We start from the raw sequence: 13,622 nt of genomic DNA, 5'->3' as shown, positions 1-13,622 counted from the left end.
ATAAGTAGCGTGATCTGCTAATTACGCTACTTATTCACAACATAATCGCTGCTTTCTCGCACAATCTATTCATTTTTTGAATGCTTTAATTGCCATTTAAGCGATTTTAGGAAACCATTCGCAACAATCATTGCAGTGCCGTGGTGTTTTTGGCGCCAACCGTAAAGCGGTCGGTGCCGCATGGCCTGTTATGGCATAACAAGATGTACCCATAACGAGAACCGGTAATACCGGACAGCATGCAAACACATCAAGAGGATTTATGGCTGAGAACAAACCTGAGCTACAGCGTGGGCTGGAGGCTCGTCACATCGAATTAATTGCCCTTGGGGGCACTATTGGCGTTGGGCTATTTATGGGGGCCGCCAGTACCCTGAAATGGGCGGGACCTTCGGTTCTGCTGGCGTATATCGTCGCCGGGCTGTTCGTGTTTTTCATTATGCGTTCTATGGGGGAGATGTTATTCCTCGAGCCGGTTGCAGGTTCATTCGCTGTTTACGCTCACCGTTATATGAGCCCCTTCTTTGGCTATCTCACCGCCTGGTCATACTGGTTTATGTGGATGGCTGTGGGGATCTCAGAGATTACCGCCATCGGGGTGTATGTGCAGTTCTGGTTCCCGGAAATGGCGCAATGGATACCCGCACTGATCGCGGTCGGACTGGTTGCGTTGGCAAACCTCGCTGCGGTTCGCCTGTATGGTGAAATTGAGTTCTGGTTTGCCATGATCAAAGTGACCACCATCATTGTGATGATCGTCATTGGGGTTGGGGTGATTTTCTTCGGCTTTGGCAATGGCGGCCAGGCGATTGGTTTTGGCAACCTGACCGAGCACGGCGGCTTCTTTGCTGGGGGCTGGAAGGGCTTCCTGACGGCATTGTGTATTGTTGTGGCGTCTTACCAGGGCGTGGAGCTGATCGGCATCACTGCAGGAGAAGCGAAGAATCCACAGGTCACGCTGCGTAGCGCGGTGGGTAAAGTGCTGTGGCGCATTCTGATTTTCTACGTTGGTGCGATTTTTGTCATCGTCACTATTTTCCCGTGGAATGAGATTGGCAGCAACGGTAGCCCGTTTGTTCTCACCTTTGCCAAGATTGGTATTACTGCTGCGGCAGGGATTATTAACTTTGTGGTGCTGACGGCGGCGCTGTCTGGCTGTAACAGCGGCATGTACAGCTGTGGGCGTATGCTCTACGCGCTGGCAAAGAATCGCCAGCTTCCTGCCGTTGTTGGAAAAGTATCACGCCATGGCGTGCCGGTTGCCGGAGTGGCTATTTCTATCGCGATCCTGCTGATTGGCTCATGCCTGAACTACATTATTCCTAACCCGCAGCGCGTGTTTGTTTATGTCTATAGCGCCAGCGTGTTGCCGGGGATGGTGCCGTGGTTTGTGATCCTGATAAGCCAGCTGCGTTTTCGTCAGGCGCATAAAGCGGCGATTGCCAGTCATCCATTCCGCTCCATTCTGTTCCCGTGGGCGAATTATTTGACGATGGCGTTCCTGATTTGCGTATTAATTGGCATGTACTTTAATGAAGATACCCGAATGTCGCTTTTTGTTGGCATGGGTTTCTTACTGGCCGTGACGCTCATTTATAAGGTTTTTGGTCTGAATCGTCATGGCACAGCCCATAAATTGCGGGAATAAGCGACAAAACGCACAAACCATGACCAAACGATGATTTATTTTAAAAAAGCACTAGACAGAAGACCGAGACCTCCGTAATATCCAGCCCCGCAACGGCGCTAAGCGCCCGTAGCTCAGCTGGATAGAGCGCTGCCCTCCGGAGGCAGAGGTCTCAGGTTCGAATCCTGTCGGGCGCACCATTTAGTAGGGTGCCAGAGCTGCGGTGGTTTTAATACCGCGTAAAAGATTTGCAGTGGTGGCTATAGCTCAGTTGGTAGAGCCCTGGATTGTGATTCCAGTTGTCGTGGGTTCGAATCCCATTAGCCACCCCATTAATTTAAAGTTGTGAAATGCGAAGGTGGCGGAATTGGTAGACGCGCTAGCTTCAGGTGTTAGTGTCCTTAGGATGTGGGGGTTCGAGTCCCCCCCCTCGCACCACGACTTAAAGAATTGAACTAAAAATTCAAAAAGCAGTAAAACGGCGAGTAGCGCAGCTTGGTAGCGCAACTGGTTTGGGACCAGTGGGTCGGAGGTTCGAATCCTCTCTCGCCGACCAATTTTGAACCCCGCTTCGGCGGGGTTTTTTGTTTTCTGATTTCCCTTCTTAGCCTTCGCATCTGCGAATTTCCTGAAGTCTTAAAAAGTCCGAATACCTGGTTTTTGCAGTGCAATCGTGGCATGCGTTGTGCAATAATATGCGGGTAGATGCTCATTCCATCTCTTATGTTCGCCATCTGGCCTCATAAACTCAGGAATGATGCAGAGCCGTTTACGGTGCTTATCGTCCACAGACAGATGTCGCTCAGGCCTCATCAAACACCATGGACATAACGTTGAGTGAAGCACCCATTTATGTTGTCATACAGACCTGTTTAACGCCTGCTCCTTACCGAGCGGGCGTTTTTTTATGCATAAACAAAATCCTTCGAGCGACTTCTCGAAGGATTTTGCTTATACGATTGAAAAATATGTAGGCCCGGTAAGCGAAAGCGCCACCGGGCATTCAGGAGTTACTGCGGGGGATTGTTGTTCTGCAGCGTCAACATCAGGCCATCACGGCGCATGGTGGCGGCTTCTTCCGGCTGGTGCAGTCTGTCCAGCGCGTCAGCAAGCCAGGCGTAGTCATAGGCGTCCGGGCGCTGTTTAAGAGCGGCACGGAAGGCGAGCGTAGCTTCCTGCCATTCCCCATGCTTCATTAACGACTGACCCAGCGTACTCCACAGCAACGGGCGATCGCCCACGGCTTTAATCTGCTGGCGCAGCACTTTTTCTATCTGTTCCGGATTATTGGTTTTCAGACGCGGGATCGGCAGCACCAGGCGGTCATCGTACTGACGTTTCAAACCATCAATGATGACCTGCTGCGCCGTATCGTGATCGTCACACTCAATCAGATGTTCAGCCATCGCCACTTGCAGGGCAACCTGATGACGGGTTTTACGGCTCTGGTTTTTCCACCATGCACGCAGCCCCTCGCTGCCCTGATCGGCGCGGACTTGATCCATCAAGCCAACCCATGCCTGTTGTTCCAGCATGGCGCGGTGCTCGTCATCACCCACATGCGCTTTTGCCATGGATGGGATGATATCCAGCAAGGAACTCCATGCGCCGGTGCGTATGTAGGCCTGCTCAGCCAGACGCAGCACTTCCGGATGGCGCGGCGTCACTTCCAGCAGTTTGTCTACGCTGTGGCGTGCGGCGTGATTTTCATTACGCGCCAGTTGCAGGCGAACGCGAGCGATTTCTACCGGGATCGTATCATTTCCGGCCAGTTCGGCAGCACGCTCAAGGTGTTGGTTGGCGCGCGCTTCGTCACCGCGCTGCTGAGCCGCTTCTGCCGCCAGCAGGTAATTCACTACCGGCTGTTCTGCATGATCGGCATTTTTCGACATCAGCTTCTCAACCTGCTGATAGTCACCTTCTGCCAGTTTGAGTAGGGCCTGTTCGGTCTGCTTACGGGCGCGACGGCGCTTACGACCCACAAACCACCCACGGGTATGTGCGCCGGTGCGGAAAATTCGGCGCAACAGCCATTCAATCGCAAACAGGACGACCATGGCGACGATCAGGATGATCACCAGGCCCGTCACGCTGGTTTCGATATTGTAGTTATCCGTCTGGATCAGCACGTAACCCTGATGACCAGCTATCATCGGACCGACGACGATCCCGGCGATCAACAGCACAAAGAGCAACAATACTTTTAGCATCATTATTCTCCTTGCGGCGCGGTTGCCGGAGCGTCTGTCGAAGGCGCTGGCGCTGCTGCTACCGGTGCTGTGGCAGGCTGCGCCAGTAAATTACGTACGCGGGTCTGCATTAACTTGTCGAGAATAGCCTGGCTCTGCAGCGTTTCCGGAACATCCATACTGATGCTTTGCTGGCTCAGTTGGTCTACTTCTTCAAGGAACGCTTTGGTCGCTGCATCGTCGGTGTCGTAGTAAGCACGCACCCATGTGGAGACATTTTCCAGCGCCTGGCGGTATGTCTCTTCCTGATGACGCGGCACGGCCTGTGCGGCCACTAACAGACGAGAACGGATGTTCTCACGTAAGTAAACGTCCTGGTTCGGTGCCAGCAGCGGGACGGCGGTTTCATCACGACGACGAATAGTGATGAAGCTGTCCATAAAGTTCTGCCAGCTTTTTTGCAGATTGACGCGCCATTCGCTAATCGAGCTGGAAAGCTCGCTGCTGTCGGAGTCCATTGGTGAATCGTCGGTGTCGTTGTCGGCCAGACGCAGGTTATCAATCTGATTAGAGAGCTGATTCACTTTCAGGATAATGCCGTCATAGTCGACCTGAGTCACCGCGGAGAGGCTCGCGATGTCGTCAGTAATCGCACGTCGCGCGGTAATTAAGCTCGGGTCGTTCATATCTGCCAGACTGGCGTCGGCGCTTTTCAACAGCGCCGCGGCGGTGGTGACGTCCTGATCGCTCCATAATTTACGACCGGCCAGTTTCACCAGAAAATCAGCCTGCGCCAGCAGCCATGTGCCAGCATCGCTGCCGGAGATGGTGGCGACTTTTTGCTGGACCTCATCAAGCTGTTTGACCAGCGCGGCCTGCTGGCGAGTGGCTTCATCCAGCTGTGTTGCCTGCTGTTTAATAATGCCTTCCAGCTCAGCTTTTTGGCTTTCCTGCGCTTTTTGCAGCGCCGTCAGCTGGTTCGCCAGCGCATCGCTGGTTGCCGTTTGTGTTGTTGCCTGTTGTTTCCCCCAGCCGTACAGCCCAACGCCTGCAGCCAGCGCAATAGCAATCGCCACAGCGCTCAGAATCAGCGCCGTGCTGTTCTTACTCTTTTTTTCAGTATTGACTGGCTGTGACGTGGTTTCCACGGCCTCCCTGGTCTCTTCAACCACGGCGGAGGATTTTTCTTGTTCCGTCATTATGGCATCCCATTATGAGAGTTATTGTAATGCGCGTAGTAGCGCATCGTTGTCGGCGTTATCAGCGACCTTAATATCTTGCCAGCCCAGTTCCCGGGCGAGGTGCGCCAGACGCTCACTGACGACCAACAGCCGACAGCGTAGTAACCAGTGCTCACGATACCACTGCGGAATGAGCGACCAGAGCTGTTGTAGCATCTCTCCGCTGGTGACAACCACCGTGGTTACGCCACGGGATTGCCAGCGCATAGCTTCTTCCGCACCATCGTAATGTTTTGCACTGCGTTGATAACATTCACAAAAATCGACATCGGCTCCACGTGCCGTCAGGGTTTCACCTATCAGCTCCCGGCCACCGTTGCCGCGTAATATAAGCGCGCGTTTTCCCGCAATATTTTGTAATTCAGGTAATTGTAGCAAGACTTCGCTAATTTCCCGATCCAGAGGGTAGTGAATATTGAAGCCGCTAACAGTATGCAGCGCCAGCGCCGTTGTACGACCAATGGCAAAATAACGCGGAAGGGATGGCCAGCTTTTCTCTTGCTGCTGAAGCTCGGCATCTGCAAAGGTGACGGCGTGCTGCGAGAGAGCGAAGACCAGATCGTTCTCCGTCAGCGCCGACAGTCGGGAAGCAACCGTTGCCAGTTCCCGACCAGGTGAAAACTCGATGAGCGGAAAACTCCAGGCCACCTGCCCCAGTGTGCGCAGTCGGCTCACTAACTCTTCCCCTGCGGGAGACGGGCGGGTGACCAGAATACTCATGCGGGGGCTTCTCCGTTATAAACTTCCGCCAGAATTGCGCGCGCACCGTTCTCCAGCAGTTCTTCTGCCAGAGAGATGCCCATCTGTTCGGCATCTTGTGTAGCGCCGCGACGTTCTCCGCATACCATCTGTGAACCGTCTGGCGCGCCGACCAGCGCACGTAGCCAAATCTCACCGTCGATGATTTCGGCATAGCTACCAATAGGTACCTGACATCCCCCTTCCAGGCGGGTGTTCATGGCGCGTTCTGCTTTGACGCGTAGCGCGGTCTCTTCATGGTTGAGCGGCGCTAACAGCGCCTGAGTGCGCATATCATCCAGTCGACATTCTATGCCTACTGCGCCTTGCCCGACAGCGGGCAGGGAGACTTCCGGCGGCAGAGCGGTGCGGACTCGCGACTCAAGACCTAAACGTTTTAATCCGGCGACTGCCAGAATAATGGCGTCATAATCGCCGTTATCCAGTTTGCTGAGGCGCGTGCCTACGTTGCCGCGCAGCGAACGGATGACGAGATCCGGGCGACGCTTCGCCAACTGGCACTGGCGGCGCAAACTGGATGTCCCGACGATGCTGCCTGCGGGGAGTTCATCCAGCGTGTTGTACTTATTTGAGACGAAAGCATCACGCGGATCCTCTCGCTCACAAATGGTGACCAGTCCAAGACCGTCAGGGAATTCAACCGGCACATCCTTCATGGAATGCACAGCGATATCGGCGCGTTTTTCCAGCAGCGCGACTTCCAGTTCTTTAACAAACAACCCTTTCCCCCCAACCTTCGCCAGCGGGGTATCAAGGATCACATCGCCACGGGTTACCATAGGAACCAGTTCCACGATCAGACCGGGGTGGTTTGCCATTAAGGCGTCTTTGACATAATGTGCCTGCCAGAGCGCAAGGGGGCTTTGGCGTGTGGCAATTCTCAAAACATTGTCTAACATGCTTGTTACCGTCATTATCAATCATTGACCATCCTAACATCCTTATCAAAGGGATGTCAGCGTTACGCTCAAACGTAAGTGAGAGGAAAAGGCGCTGCATCATCACTGGCAGTGAATAATGACGAGAAACCTCCCGACCGTATGAAGGAATTTACACGTAACGAACGGTGCTACACTTGTATGTAGCGCATCTTTCTTTACGGTCAATGAGCAAGGTGTTAAATTGATCACGTTTTAGACCATTTTTTCGGCTGAACAGCATAAAAAAATATGGGCGAAAAACAGGTAACGGTTATTTTTGACATACGGTTTATCCGAATTGATGGCGATTATTGTGAGCGCTTGCGCCGCGGCAATCGACAACATGACGGATAGCAACATCAGGCGATACGTCTTGTACCTCTATATTGAGACTCTGAAACAGAGACTGGATGCCATAAATCAACTGCGTGTGGATCGCGCGCTTGCTGCCATGGGACCTGCCTTCCAGCAGGTATACAGTCTGCTGCCGACATTATTGCACTACCACCATCCGCTAATGCCGGGTTACCTCGATGGTAACGTTCCCAAAGGCATATGCTTTTACACGCCTGATGAAACCCAACGCCACTACCTGAACGAACTGGAACTGTACCGCGGCATGTCGCCGCAGGATCCTCCCAAGGGCGAACTGCCGATCACCGGCGTTTACTCAATGGGTAGCACCTCTTCGGTAGGGCAAAGCTGTTCCTCTGACCTTGATATCTGGGTCTGCCATCAATCCTGGCTGGATAGCGAAGAGCGCCAGCTGCTGCAGCGAAAATGTAGCCTGCTGGAAAGCTGGGCCGCTTCGCTGGGCGTAGAAGTCAGTTTCTTCCTGATTGATGAAAACCGTTTCCGTCACAATGAAAGCGGCAGTCTTGGTGGTGAAGACTGTGGCTCGACGCAGCATATCCTGTTGCTTGATGAATTCTATCGCACCGCTGTGCGCCTCGCGGGTAAACGTATTCTGTGGAATATGGTGCCGGGCGACGAAGAAGAGCATTACGACGATTACGTCATGACGCTCTACGCACAGGGGGTGTTAACGCCAAACGAATGGCTGGATCTCGGCGGGCTCAGTTCGCTTTCCGCCGAAGAGTACTTTGGTGCCAGCCTCTGGCAGTTGTACAAGAGTATCGACTCCCCGTACAAAGCGGTGCTGAAAACGCTGCTGCTGGAAGCCTATTCCTGGGAATACCCAAATCCACGCCTGTTGGCGAAAGATATTAAACAGCGCCTGCATGACGGCGAGATCGTCTCTTTTGGTCTCGATCCTTACTGCATGATGCTGGAGCGCGTTACCGAGTACCTCACGGCGATCGAAGATCCGACGCGCCTGGATTTAGTGCGTCGATGTTTCTACTTAAAAGTGTGTGAGAAACTGAGCCGTGAGCGCGCCTGCGTGGGCTGGCGTCGTGAAGTATTAAGTCAGTTAGTGAAAGAGTGGGGCTGGGATGACGCCCGTCTGACCATGCTGGATAACCGCGCTAACTGGAAGATTGACCAGGTACGCGAAGCACATAACGAACTGCTCGATGCGATGATGCAGAGCTATCGTAACCTGATCCGCTTTGCGCGGCGCAATAACCTCAGCGTCAGCGCCAGCCCGCAGGATATCGGCGTGCTGACCCGTAAGCTGTATGCCGCGTTTGAAGCGTTGCCGGGTAAAGTCACGCTGGTGAACCCACAGATATCTCCGGATCTCTCGGAACCGAATCTGACCTTTATCCATGTACCGCCGGGTCGTGCCAACCGTTCAGGTTGGTATCTCTACAACCGCGCGCCTAACATGGACTCGATCATCAGCCATCAGCCGCTGGAATATAACCGCTATCTCAACAAGCTGGTGGCGTGGGCCTGGTTCAATGGCCTGCTGACCTCGCGTACGCATTTGTTTATTAAGGGCAACGGCATTGTTGATTTGCCGAAGCTGCAGGAAATGGTCGCCGACGTGTCGCACCACTTCCCGCTGCGACTGCCTGCGCCAACGCCGAAAGCGCTCTATAGCCCATGCGAAATTCGCCATCTGGCGATCATCGTTAACCTCGAATATGACCCAACGGCAGCGTTTCGCAATCAGGTGGTACATTTTGATTTCCGTAAGCTGGACGTCTTCAGCTTTGGCGAAGAGCAAAATTGCCTGGTAGGAAGCGTCGACCTGCTATACCGCAACTCGTGGAATGAAGTGCGTACGCTGCACTTCAACGGCGAGCAGGCGATGATTGAAGCGTTAAAAACGATTCTGGGCAAAATGCACCAGGATGCCGCGCCGCCAGATAGCGTCGAGGTCTTCTGCTATAGCCAGCATCTGCGCGGTTTAATTCGCACCCGCGTCCAGCAACTGGTGTCTGAGTGCATCGAACTACGCCTCTCCAGCACCCGTCAGGAAACCGGACGTTTCAAAGCGCTGCGTGTTTCCGGCCAGACGTGGGGATTGTTCTTCGAGCGCCTGAACGTTTCGGTACAGAAGCTGGAAAACGCAATTGAATTCTATGGCGCGATTTCACATAACAAACTGCACGGGCTTTCCGTCCAGGTTGAGACCAACCATGTGAAACTGCCGTCGGTGGTCGACGGTTTTGCCAGTGAAGGGATTATTCAGTTCTTTTTCGAAGAAACGGGTGATGAGCAGGGCTTTAATATCTACATTCTGGACGAAAGCAATCGGGCCGAGGTGTATCACCACTGCGAAGGTAGCAAAGAGGAGTTGGTACGAGACGTCAGCCGTTTCTACTCATCGTCGCACGATCGTTTTACCTACGGCTCCAGCTTCATCAACTTTAACCTGCCGCAGTTCTATCAGATTGTGAAAACCGACGGGCGCGCGCAGGTGATTCCGTTCCGCACCCAGCCGATTAGCGCTGTCCCGCCAGCCAGTCAGGACAACGACACGCCGCTGTTACAGCAGTATTTCTCGTGAGTTAACTTGCCCGGTGGCGCTATGTTTACCGGGCCTACAGTAGGCCGGATAAGCAAAGCGCATCCGGCAAATAAATCAACGGAAGCTCACCTCTTCACCCGCCTGCTGCGTTGCCGCCTGTTCCAACAGATCCCAGAACGTTTCGCCGCTCCGGTCGCAGATCCACTCGTCGCCTTTCAGGTCAAAGTGGTAGCCGCCCTGTTTGGTCGCCAGCCACACCTGGTGCAGCGGCTCCTGACGGTTAATGATAATTTTGCTGCCGTTTTCGAAGCTGATGGTCAGCACGCCGCCGTTGATCTCACAATCGATATCGCTGTCGCCATCCCAGTCATCCAGACGTTCTTCAATGGTCATCCACAGGGTGTCAGCAAGGCGATGAAATTCACTGTCGTTCATTTTCTTATCCTATTTTTCGTGATGCCCGCAGTATAACGTGGAATAAATCGCGATGCAGTTTTTAGCCAAACTCTTGCTTTTACGCCTTCTCCTGCGATGATAGAAAACAGAAAGCATGAACTTTACAGGCAATCCATAATGAAAAACGTGTTAAAGCCACTCGCTGTCATTTTTACTCTGTTCAGCCTGACGGGCTGTGGGTTAAAAGGCCCGCTCTATTTCCCGCCAGCTGATAAAACCGCGCCGCCTCCGACCAAGAGCGTTCAGCCGCAATCGCAATCCACCACGCCTGAGAAAAACGATCGTGGGATTAGTGATGGGCCTTCTCAGGTGAATTACTAACGGCAGGAATAGATTTTACATTTCTGTACCCGCGTGAACGGAGTGAATGATGCAATTCTCTAAAATGCATGGCCTTGGCAACGATTTTATGGTCGTCGACGCGGTAACGCAGAATGTCTTTTTCTCACCAGAGCTGATCCGCCGCCTGGCCGACAGACATCTCGGCGTTGGATTTGATCAGCTGCTGGTGGTTGAGCCTCCGTATGATCCGGAGCTGGATTTCCACTACCGTATTTTTAATGCCGACGGCAGTGAAGTGTCACAGTGTGGCAATGGCGCCCGCTGTTTTGCCCGTTTTGTTCGCCTGAAAGGGCTGACTAATAAACGTGATATTCGCGTCAGTACCGCGAATGGTCGTATGGTATTAACCGTAACCGACGACGAGCTGGTGCGGGTGAATATGGGCGAACCCAATTTTGAACCCTCGCAGGTTCCTTTTCGCGCTAACAAAGCAGAGAAGACCTATATTATGCGCGCGGCCGAACAGACAGTATTGTGCGGCGTGGTTTCAATGGGGAACCCGCACTGCGTGATTCAGGTTGATGATGTTGATACGGCCACGGTAGAAACACTGGGACCGGTTCTGGAAAGCCACGAACGCTTCCCTGAACGCGCTAATATCGGATTTATGCAGGTGGTAAAACGCGAACATATCCGACTGCGCGTCTATGAGCGCGGCGCGGGTGAAACGCAGGCCTGCGGCAGCGGTGCGTGCGCTGCCGTTGCGGTCGGTATCCAGCAGGGTCTGCTGGCAGAAGATGTGAGGGTGGAATTACCGGGCGGTCGACTTGATATCGCCTGGAAAGGTCCGGGTCATCCGCTGTATATGACTGGCCCGGCGGCACATGTCTACGACGGATTTATTCACTTATGAAGCAACCAGGGGAAGAACTACAGGAAACGCTCATGGAGCTGGACGACCGGGCGGTCGTCGATTACCTGCAACGTAATCCCGAGTTTTTTATCCGTAATGCCCAGGCCGTTGAAGCGATGCGAGTTCCGCACCCAGTGCGGGGCACGGTCTCTTTAGTGGAATGGCATATGGCGCGGGCACGTAATCATATTAACGTGCTGGAAGAGAACATGGCGTTGTTGATGGAACAAGCCAACGCCAATGAAAGCCTGTTCTATCGTCTGTTAAATCTGCAAGGGCGGCTGGTGTCGGCCAGCAGTCTTGACGACATGCTGATGCGATTTCATCGCTGGGCGCGTGAGTTAGGGCTGGCCGGAGCGACGGTTCGTCTGTTCCCGGATCGCTGGCGACTTGGCGCGCCATCAAAATTCACCCATCTGGCATTAAGCCGTCAGGCTTTTGAACCGCTGCGTATCCAGCGTCTGGGTCAGTCACAGCACTATCTTGGGCCGCTCAATGGTCCGGAATTGCTGGTCATGATGCCGGAGGCGAAAGCCATAGGCTCGGTGGCGATGTCGATGCTCGGGCAAGATGGCTCTCTGGGCGTGATGCTGTTTAGCAGCCGTGACGTTAATCATTACCAGCAGGGGCAAGGCACGCAATTGCTGCAGGAAATCTCGCTGATGTTGCCGGAACTGCTGGAGCGCTGGATTGAACGCGTATGACCGATTCACCCCTTTCTCAGGATGTGGCGCGCTTTTTGCGCTATCTGGGCGTTGAGCGTCAGCTTAGCCCGGTCACATTGCTTAATTATCAGCGTCAGCTTGATGCCATCATTGCGTTAGCCGGAGAGACCGGTCTGCAAAGCTGGCAACAATGTGATGCTGCGATGGTACGTAGTTTTGCTGTTCGCAGCCGTCGTAAAGGACTGGGGCCGGCGAGTCTGGCACTGCGTCTCTCCGCGTTACGCAGTTTCTTCGATTGGCTGGTTAATCAGGGCGAGCTGAAAGCTAATCCGGCAAAAAGCGTTTCCGCGCCGAAAGCACCGCGTCATCTCCCTAAAAATATCGATGTCGACGATGTTAATCGTCTGCTGGATATCGATCTCAACGATCCCCTTGCTGTGCGCGATAGAGCAATGCTGGAAGTGATGTACGGCGCGGGTCTGCGTTTATCTGAGTTGGTTGGGCTGGATATTAAACATCTCGACCTCGACACCGGCGAAGTGTGGGTGATGGGTAAGGGCAGTAAAGAGCGTCGTCTGCCGATTGGCCGCAACGCGGTGGCTTGGATTGAGCACTGGCTGGATCTACGCGGGCTATTTGGCAGCGATGACGATGCGCTATTTCTGTCCAAACTGGGCAAACGTATCTCGGCGCGTAACGTGCAGAAACGATTTGCTGAATGGGGTATCAAGCAGGGGCTGAACAGCCACGTACATCCCCACAAATTGCGTCACTCCTTTGCGACGCATATGCTTGAGTCGAGCGGCGATCTGCGCGGAGTGCAGGAGTTATTGGGGCATGCCAATCTCTCCACGACCCAAATCTATACCCATCTTGATTTTCAACACCTGGCTTCAGTGTACGATGCGGCGCATCCGCGCGCCAAACGGGGGAAATAATGCGTTTTTACCGGCCTTTGGGGCGCATTTCTGCGCTCACCTTTGACCTTGATGACACCCTTTACGATAACCGTCCCGTTATCAAACGCACCGAGCAGGAAGCGCTCGCGTTTGTACAGAATTACCACCCAGCGTTGAATTCGCTGCAAAATAGCGACCTACAGCGCTTACGTCAGGCCGTTCGCGACGCCGAGCCGGAAATCTATCACGACGTTACCCAATGGCGTCACCGCGCCGTAGAGCGCGCTATGCTGGAGGCGGGGTTGTCAGCGGCAGAAGCCAGAATGGGGGCGAATGCGGCGATGATGAATTTTGCCAAATGGCGTAGCCGCATTGAAGTCCCGCAGCCGACGCATGACACGCTGAAGGCGCTGGCCCGCAAATGGCCGCTGGTGGCGATCACCAACGGTAACGCGCAGCCGGAACTGTTTGGGCTGGGTGATTACTTTGAGTTTGTGCTGCGCGCCGGTCCCGACGGGCGATCAAAACCCTTTAGCGACATGTACACCTTGGCGGCGGAAAAACTGAAAATGCCTGTGGGTGAGATTCTGCACGTGGGTGATGACCTGACGACGGACGTCGCGGGCGCCATCCGTTGTGGTATGCAGGCCTGCTGGATCAAACCAGAAAATGCCGACCTGATGCAAACCGCAGACAGTCGTTTGCTTCCGCATATCGAAATTTCACAGTTGGCATCTCTGACCTCGCTGATATAATCACCAGCAGAACTCTGTATATATACCCAGCTTTT

At 53.8% G+C, this 13,622-nt stretch carries 12 protein-coding genes and 4 tRNA genes; 11 read left to right on the top strand and 5 right to left on the bottom strand.

All coding sequences use genetic code 11. The annotated features are described in order from the left end of the window. Positions 1 to 262: 262 nt before the first annotated feature. The 5 genes from thrP (at position 263) to OGX86_RS22500 (ending at position 2,183) form a co-directional block, all read left to right on the top strand. Complete coding sequence (thrP, locus tag OGX86_RS22520; protein ID WP_003828980.1) at positions 263 to 1,648, top strand: bifunctional threonine/serine APC transporter ThrP; 1,386 nt, start codon at positions 263 to 265, stop codon at positions 1,646 to 1,648. A 102-nt stretch (positions 1,649 to 1,750) separates the two neighbouring features. Beyond that, a tRNA-Arg gene (locus tag OGX86_RS22515) sits at positions 1,751 to 1,827 on the top strand. Between the two features lie 56 nt (positions 1,828 to 1,883). Then, positions 1,884 to 1,959 (top strand) — tRNA-His (locus tag OGX86_RS22510). Positions 1,960 to 1,979: 20 nt separating this feature from the next. Next, positions 1,980 to 2,065, top strand: a tRNA-Leu gene (locus OGX86_RS22505). 41 nt (positions 2,066 to 2,106) lie between these two features. After that, positions 2,107 to 2,183: transfer RNA gene (locus OGX86_RS22500), tRNA-Pro, on the top strand. Between the two features lie 454 nt (positions 2,184 to 2,637). Here the strand turns inward: OGX86_RS22500 and hemY are convergent. Genes hemY through hemC form a run of 4 tightly spaced genes read right to left on the bottom strand, consistent with a single transcriptional unit; the run spans position 2,638 to position 6,715 of the window. Continuing rightward, the gene (gene hemY / locus OGX86_RS22495) at positions 2,638 to 3,837 is read right to left on the bottom strand and encodes a protoheme IX biogenesis protein HemY (protein ID WP_048215221.1); all 1,200 of its coding nucleotides are present in this window, start codon (positions 3,835 to 3,837) and stop codon (positions 2,638 to 2,640) included. A 2-nt stretch (positions 3,838 to 3,839) separates the two neighbouring features. Then, the gene (hemX, locus tag OGX86_RS22490; protein ID WP_003828975.1) at positions 3,840 to 5,015 is read right to left on the bottom strand and encodes a uroporphyrinogen-III C-methyltransferase; all 1,176 of its coding nucleotides are present in this window, start codon (positions 5,013 to 5,015) and stop codon (positions 3,840 to 3,842) included. Positions 5,016 to 5,036: 21 nt separating this feature from the next. After that, positions 5,037 to 5,777, bottom strand: coding sequence for a uroporphyrinogen-III synthase (gene hemD / locus OGX86_RS22485; protein ID WP_048237114.1), 741 nt, complete (start codon positions 5,775 to 5,777; stop codon positions 5,037 to 5,039). Further along, positions 5,774 to 6,715 carry a hydroxymethylbilane synthase gene (hemC, locus tag OGX86_RS22480; protein ID WP_003841203.1) on the bottom strand — a complete coding sequence of 314 codons (942 nt, stop codon included), beginning with the start codon at positions 6,713 to 6,715 and terminating at the stop codon, positions 5,774 to 5,776. Before hemC ends, hemD begins: the two co-directional genes overlap by 4 nt. A 394-nt stretch (positions 6,716 to 7,109) precedes the next feature. Between hemC and cyaA the strand changes: the two genes are divergently transcribed. Continuing rightward, the gene (cyaA, locus tag OGX86_RS22475) at positions 7,110 to 9,656 is read left to right on the top strand and encodes a class I adenylate cyclase (protein WP_032934207.1); all 2,547 of its coding nucleotides are present in this window, start codon (positions 7,110 to 7,112) and stop codon (positions 9,654 to 9,656) included. 75 nt (positions 9,657 to 9,731) lie between these two features. Here cyaA and cyaY read toward each other — a convergent pair whose 3' ends face one another. Continuing rightward, positions 9,732 to 10,052 (bottom strand): iron donor protein CyaY, encoded by a 321-nt coding sequence (gene cyaY / locus OGX86_RS22470; protein ID WP_003828967.1) that lies wholly within the window; start codon positions 10,050 to 10,052, stop codon positions 9,732 to 9,734. 138 nt (positions 10,053 to 10,190) lie between these two features. Here cyaY and lptM point away from each other — a divergent pair, with 138 nt between their 5' ends. Genes lptM through yigB form a run of 5 tightly spaced genes read left to right on the top strand, consistent with a single transcriptional unit; the run spans position 10,191 to position 13,587 of the window. Next, the gene (lptM, locus tag OGX86_RS22465) at positions 10,191 to 10,394 is read left to right on the top strand and encodes an LPS translocon maturation chaperone LptM (protein ID WP_003017937.1); all 204 of its coding nucleotides are present in this window, start codon (positions 10,191 to 10,193) and stop codon (positions 10,392 to 10,394) included. Positions 10,395 to 10,443: 49 nt separating this feature from the next. Further along, a complete protein-coding gene (gene dapF, locus OGX86_RS22460) occupies positions 10,444 to 11,268 on the top strand; it encodes a diaminopimelate epimerase (protein ID WP_286640742.1) in 825 nt (274 codons plus the stop codon). Beyond that, positions 11,265 to 11,972, top strand: a complete 708-nt coding sequence (locus OGX86_RS22455) for a DUF484 domain-containing protein (protein ID WP_008787084.1) — start codon at positions 11,265 to 11,267, stop codon at positions 11,970 to 11,972. The genes dapF and OGX86_RS22455 overlap by 4 nt, the downstream gene beginning before the upstream one ends. Beyond that, entirely contained in the window at positions 11,969 to 12,871 is a 903-nt protein-coding gene (xerC, locus tag OGX86_RS22450; RefSeq protein WP_103015294.1) for a tyrosine recombinase XerC, read from the top strand. The genes OGX86_RS22455 and xerC overlap by 4 nt, the downstream gene beginning before the upstream one ends. Beyond that, a complete protein-coding gene (gene yigB / locus OGX86_RS22445; RefSeq protein ID WP_212024582.1) occupies positions 12,871 to 13,587 on the top strand; it encodes a 5-amino-6-(5-phospho-D-ribitylamino)uracil phosphatase YigB in 717 nt (238 codons plus the stop codon). Before xerC ends, yigB begins: the two co-directional genes overlap by 1 nt. Positions 13,588 to 13,622 lie beyond the last annotated feature (35 nt).

This window comes from Citrobacter sp. Cpo040 (assembly GCF_030332915.1).
Taxonomy (GTDB): Bacteria; Pseudomonadota; Gammaproteobacteria; order Enterobacterales; family Enterobacteriaceae; genus Citrobacter; species Citrobacter portucalensis.
This window is presented reverse-complemented; position numbering and strand designations above follow the sequence as displayed.

Coding starts and splice junctions, on each gene's coding strand:
- cyaY (WP_003828967.1), bottom strand. CDS start 10,052: ATGAACGACAGTGAATTTCATCGCCTTGCTGACACCCTGTGGATGACC.
- lptM (WP_003017937.1), top strand. CDS start 10,191: ATGAAAAACGTGTTAAAGCCACTCGCTGTCATTTTTACTCTGTTCAGC.
- OGX86_RS22455 (WP_008787084.1), top strand. CDS start 11,265: ATGAAGCAACCAGGGGAAGAACTACAGGAAACGCTCATGGAGCTGGAC.
- hemD (WP_048237114.1), bottom strand. CDS start 5,777: ATGAGTATTCTGGTCACCCGCCCGTCTCCCGCAGGGGAAGAGTTAGTG.
- yigB (WP_212024582.1), top strand. CDS start 12,871: ATGCGTTTTTACCGGCCTTTGGGGCGCATTTCTGCGCTCACCTTTGAC.
- xerC (WP_103015294.1), top strand. CDS start 11,969: ATGACCGATTCACCCCTTTCTCAGGATGTGGCGCGCTTTTTGCGCTAT.
- hemY (WP_048215221.1), bottom strand. CDS start 3,837: ATGCTAAAAGTATTGTTGCTCTTTGTGCTGTTGATCGCCGGGATCGTC.
- dapF (WP_286640742.1), top strand. CDS start 10,444: ATGCAATTCTCTAAAATGCATGGCCTTGGCAACGATTTTATGGTCGTC.
- hemX (WP_003828975.1), bottom strand. CDS start 5,015: ATGACGGAACAAGAAAAATCCTCCGCCGTGGTTGAAGAGACCAGGGAG.
- thrP (WP_003828980.1), top strand. CDS start 263: ATGGCTGAGAACAAACCTGAGCTACAGCGTGGGCTGGAGGCTCGTCAC.
- hemC (WP_003841203.1), bottom strand. CDS start 6,715: ATGTTAGACAATGTTTTGAGAATTGCCACACGCCAAAGCCCCCTTGCG.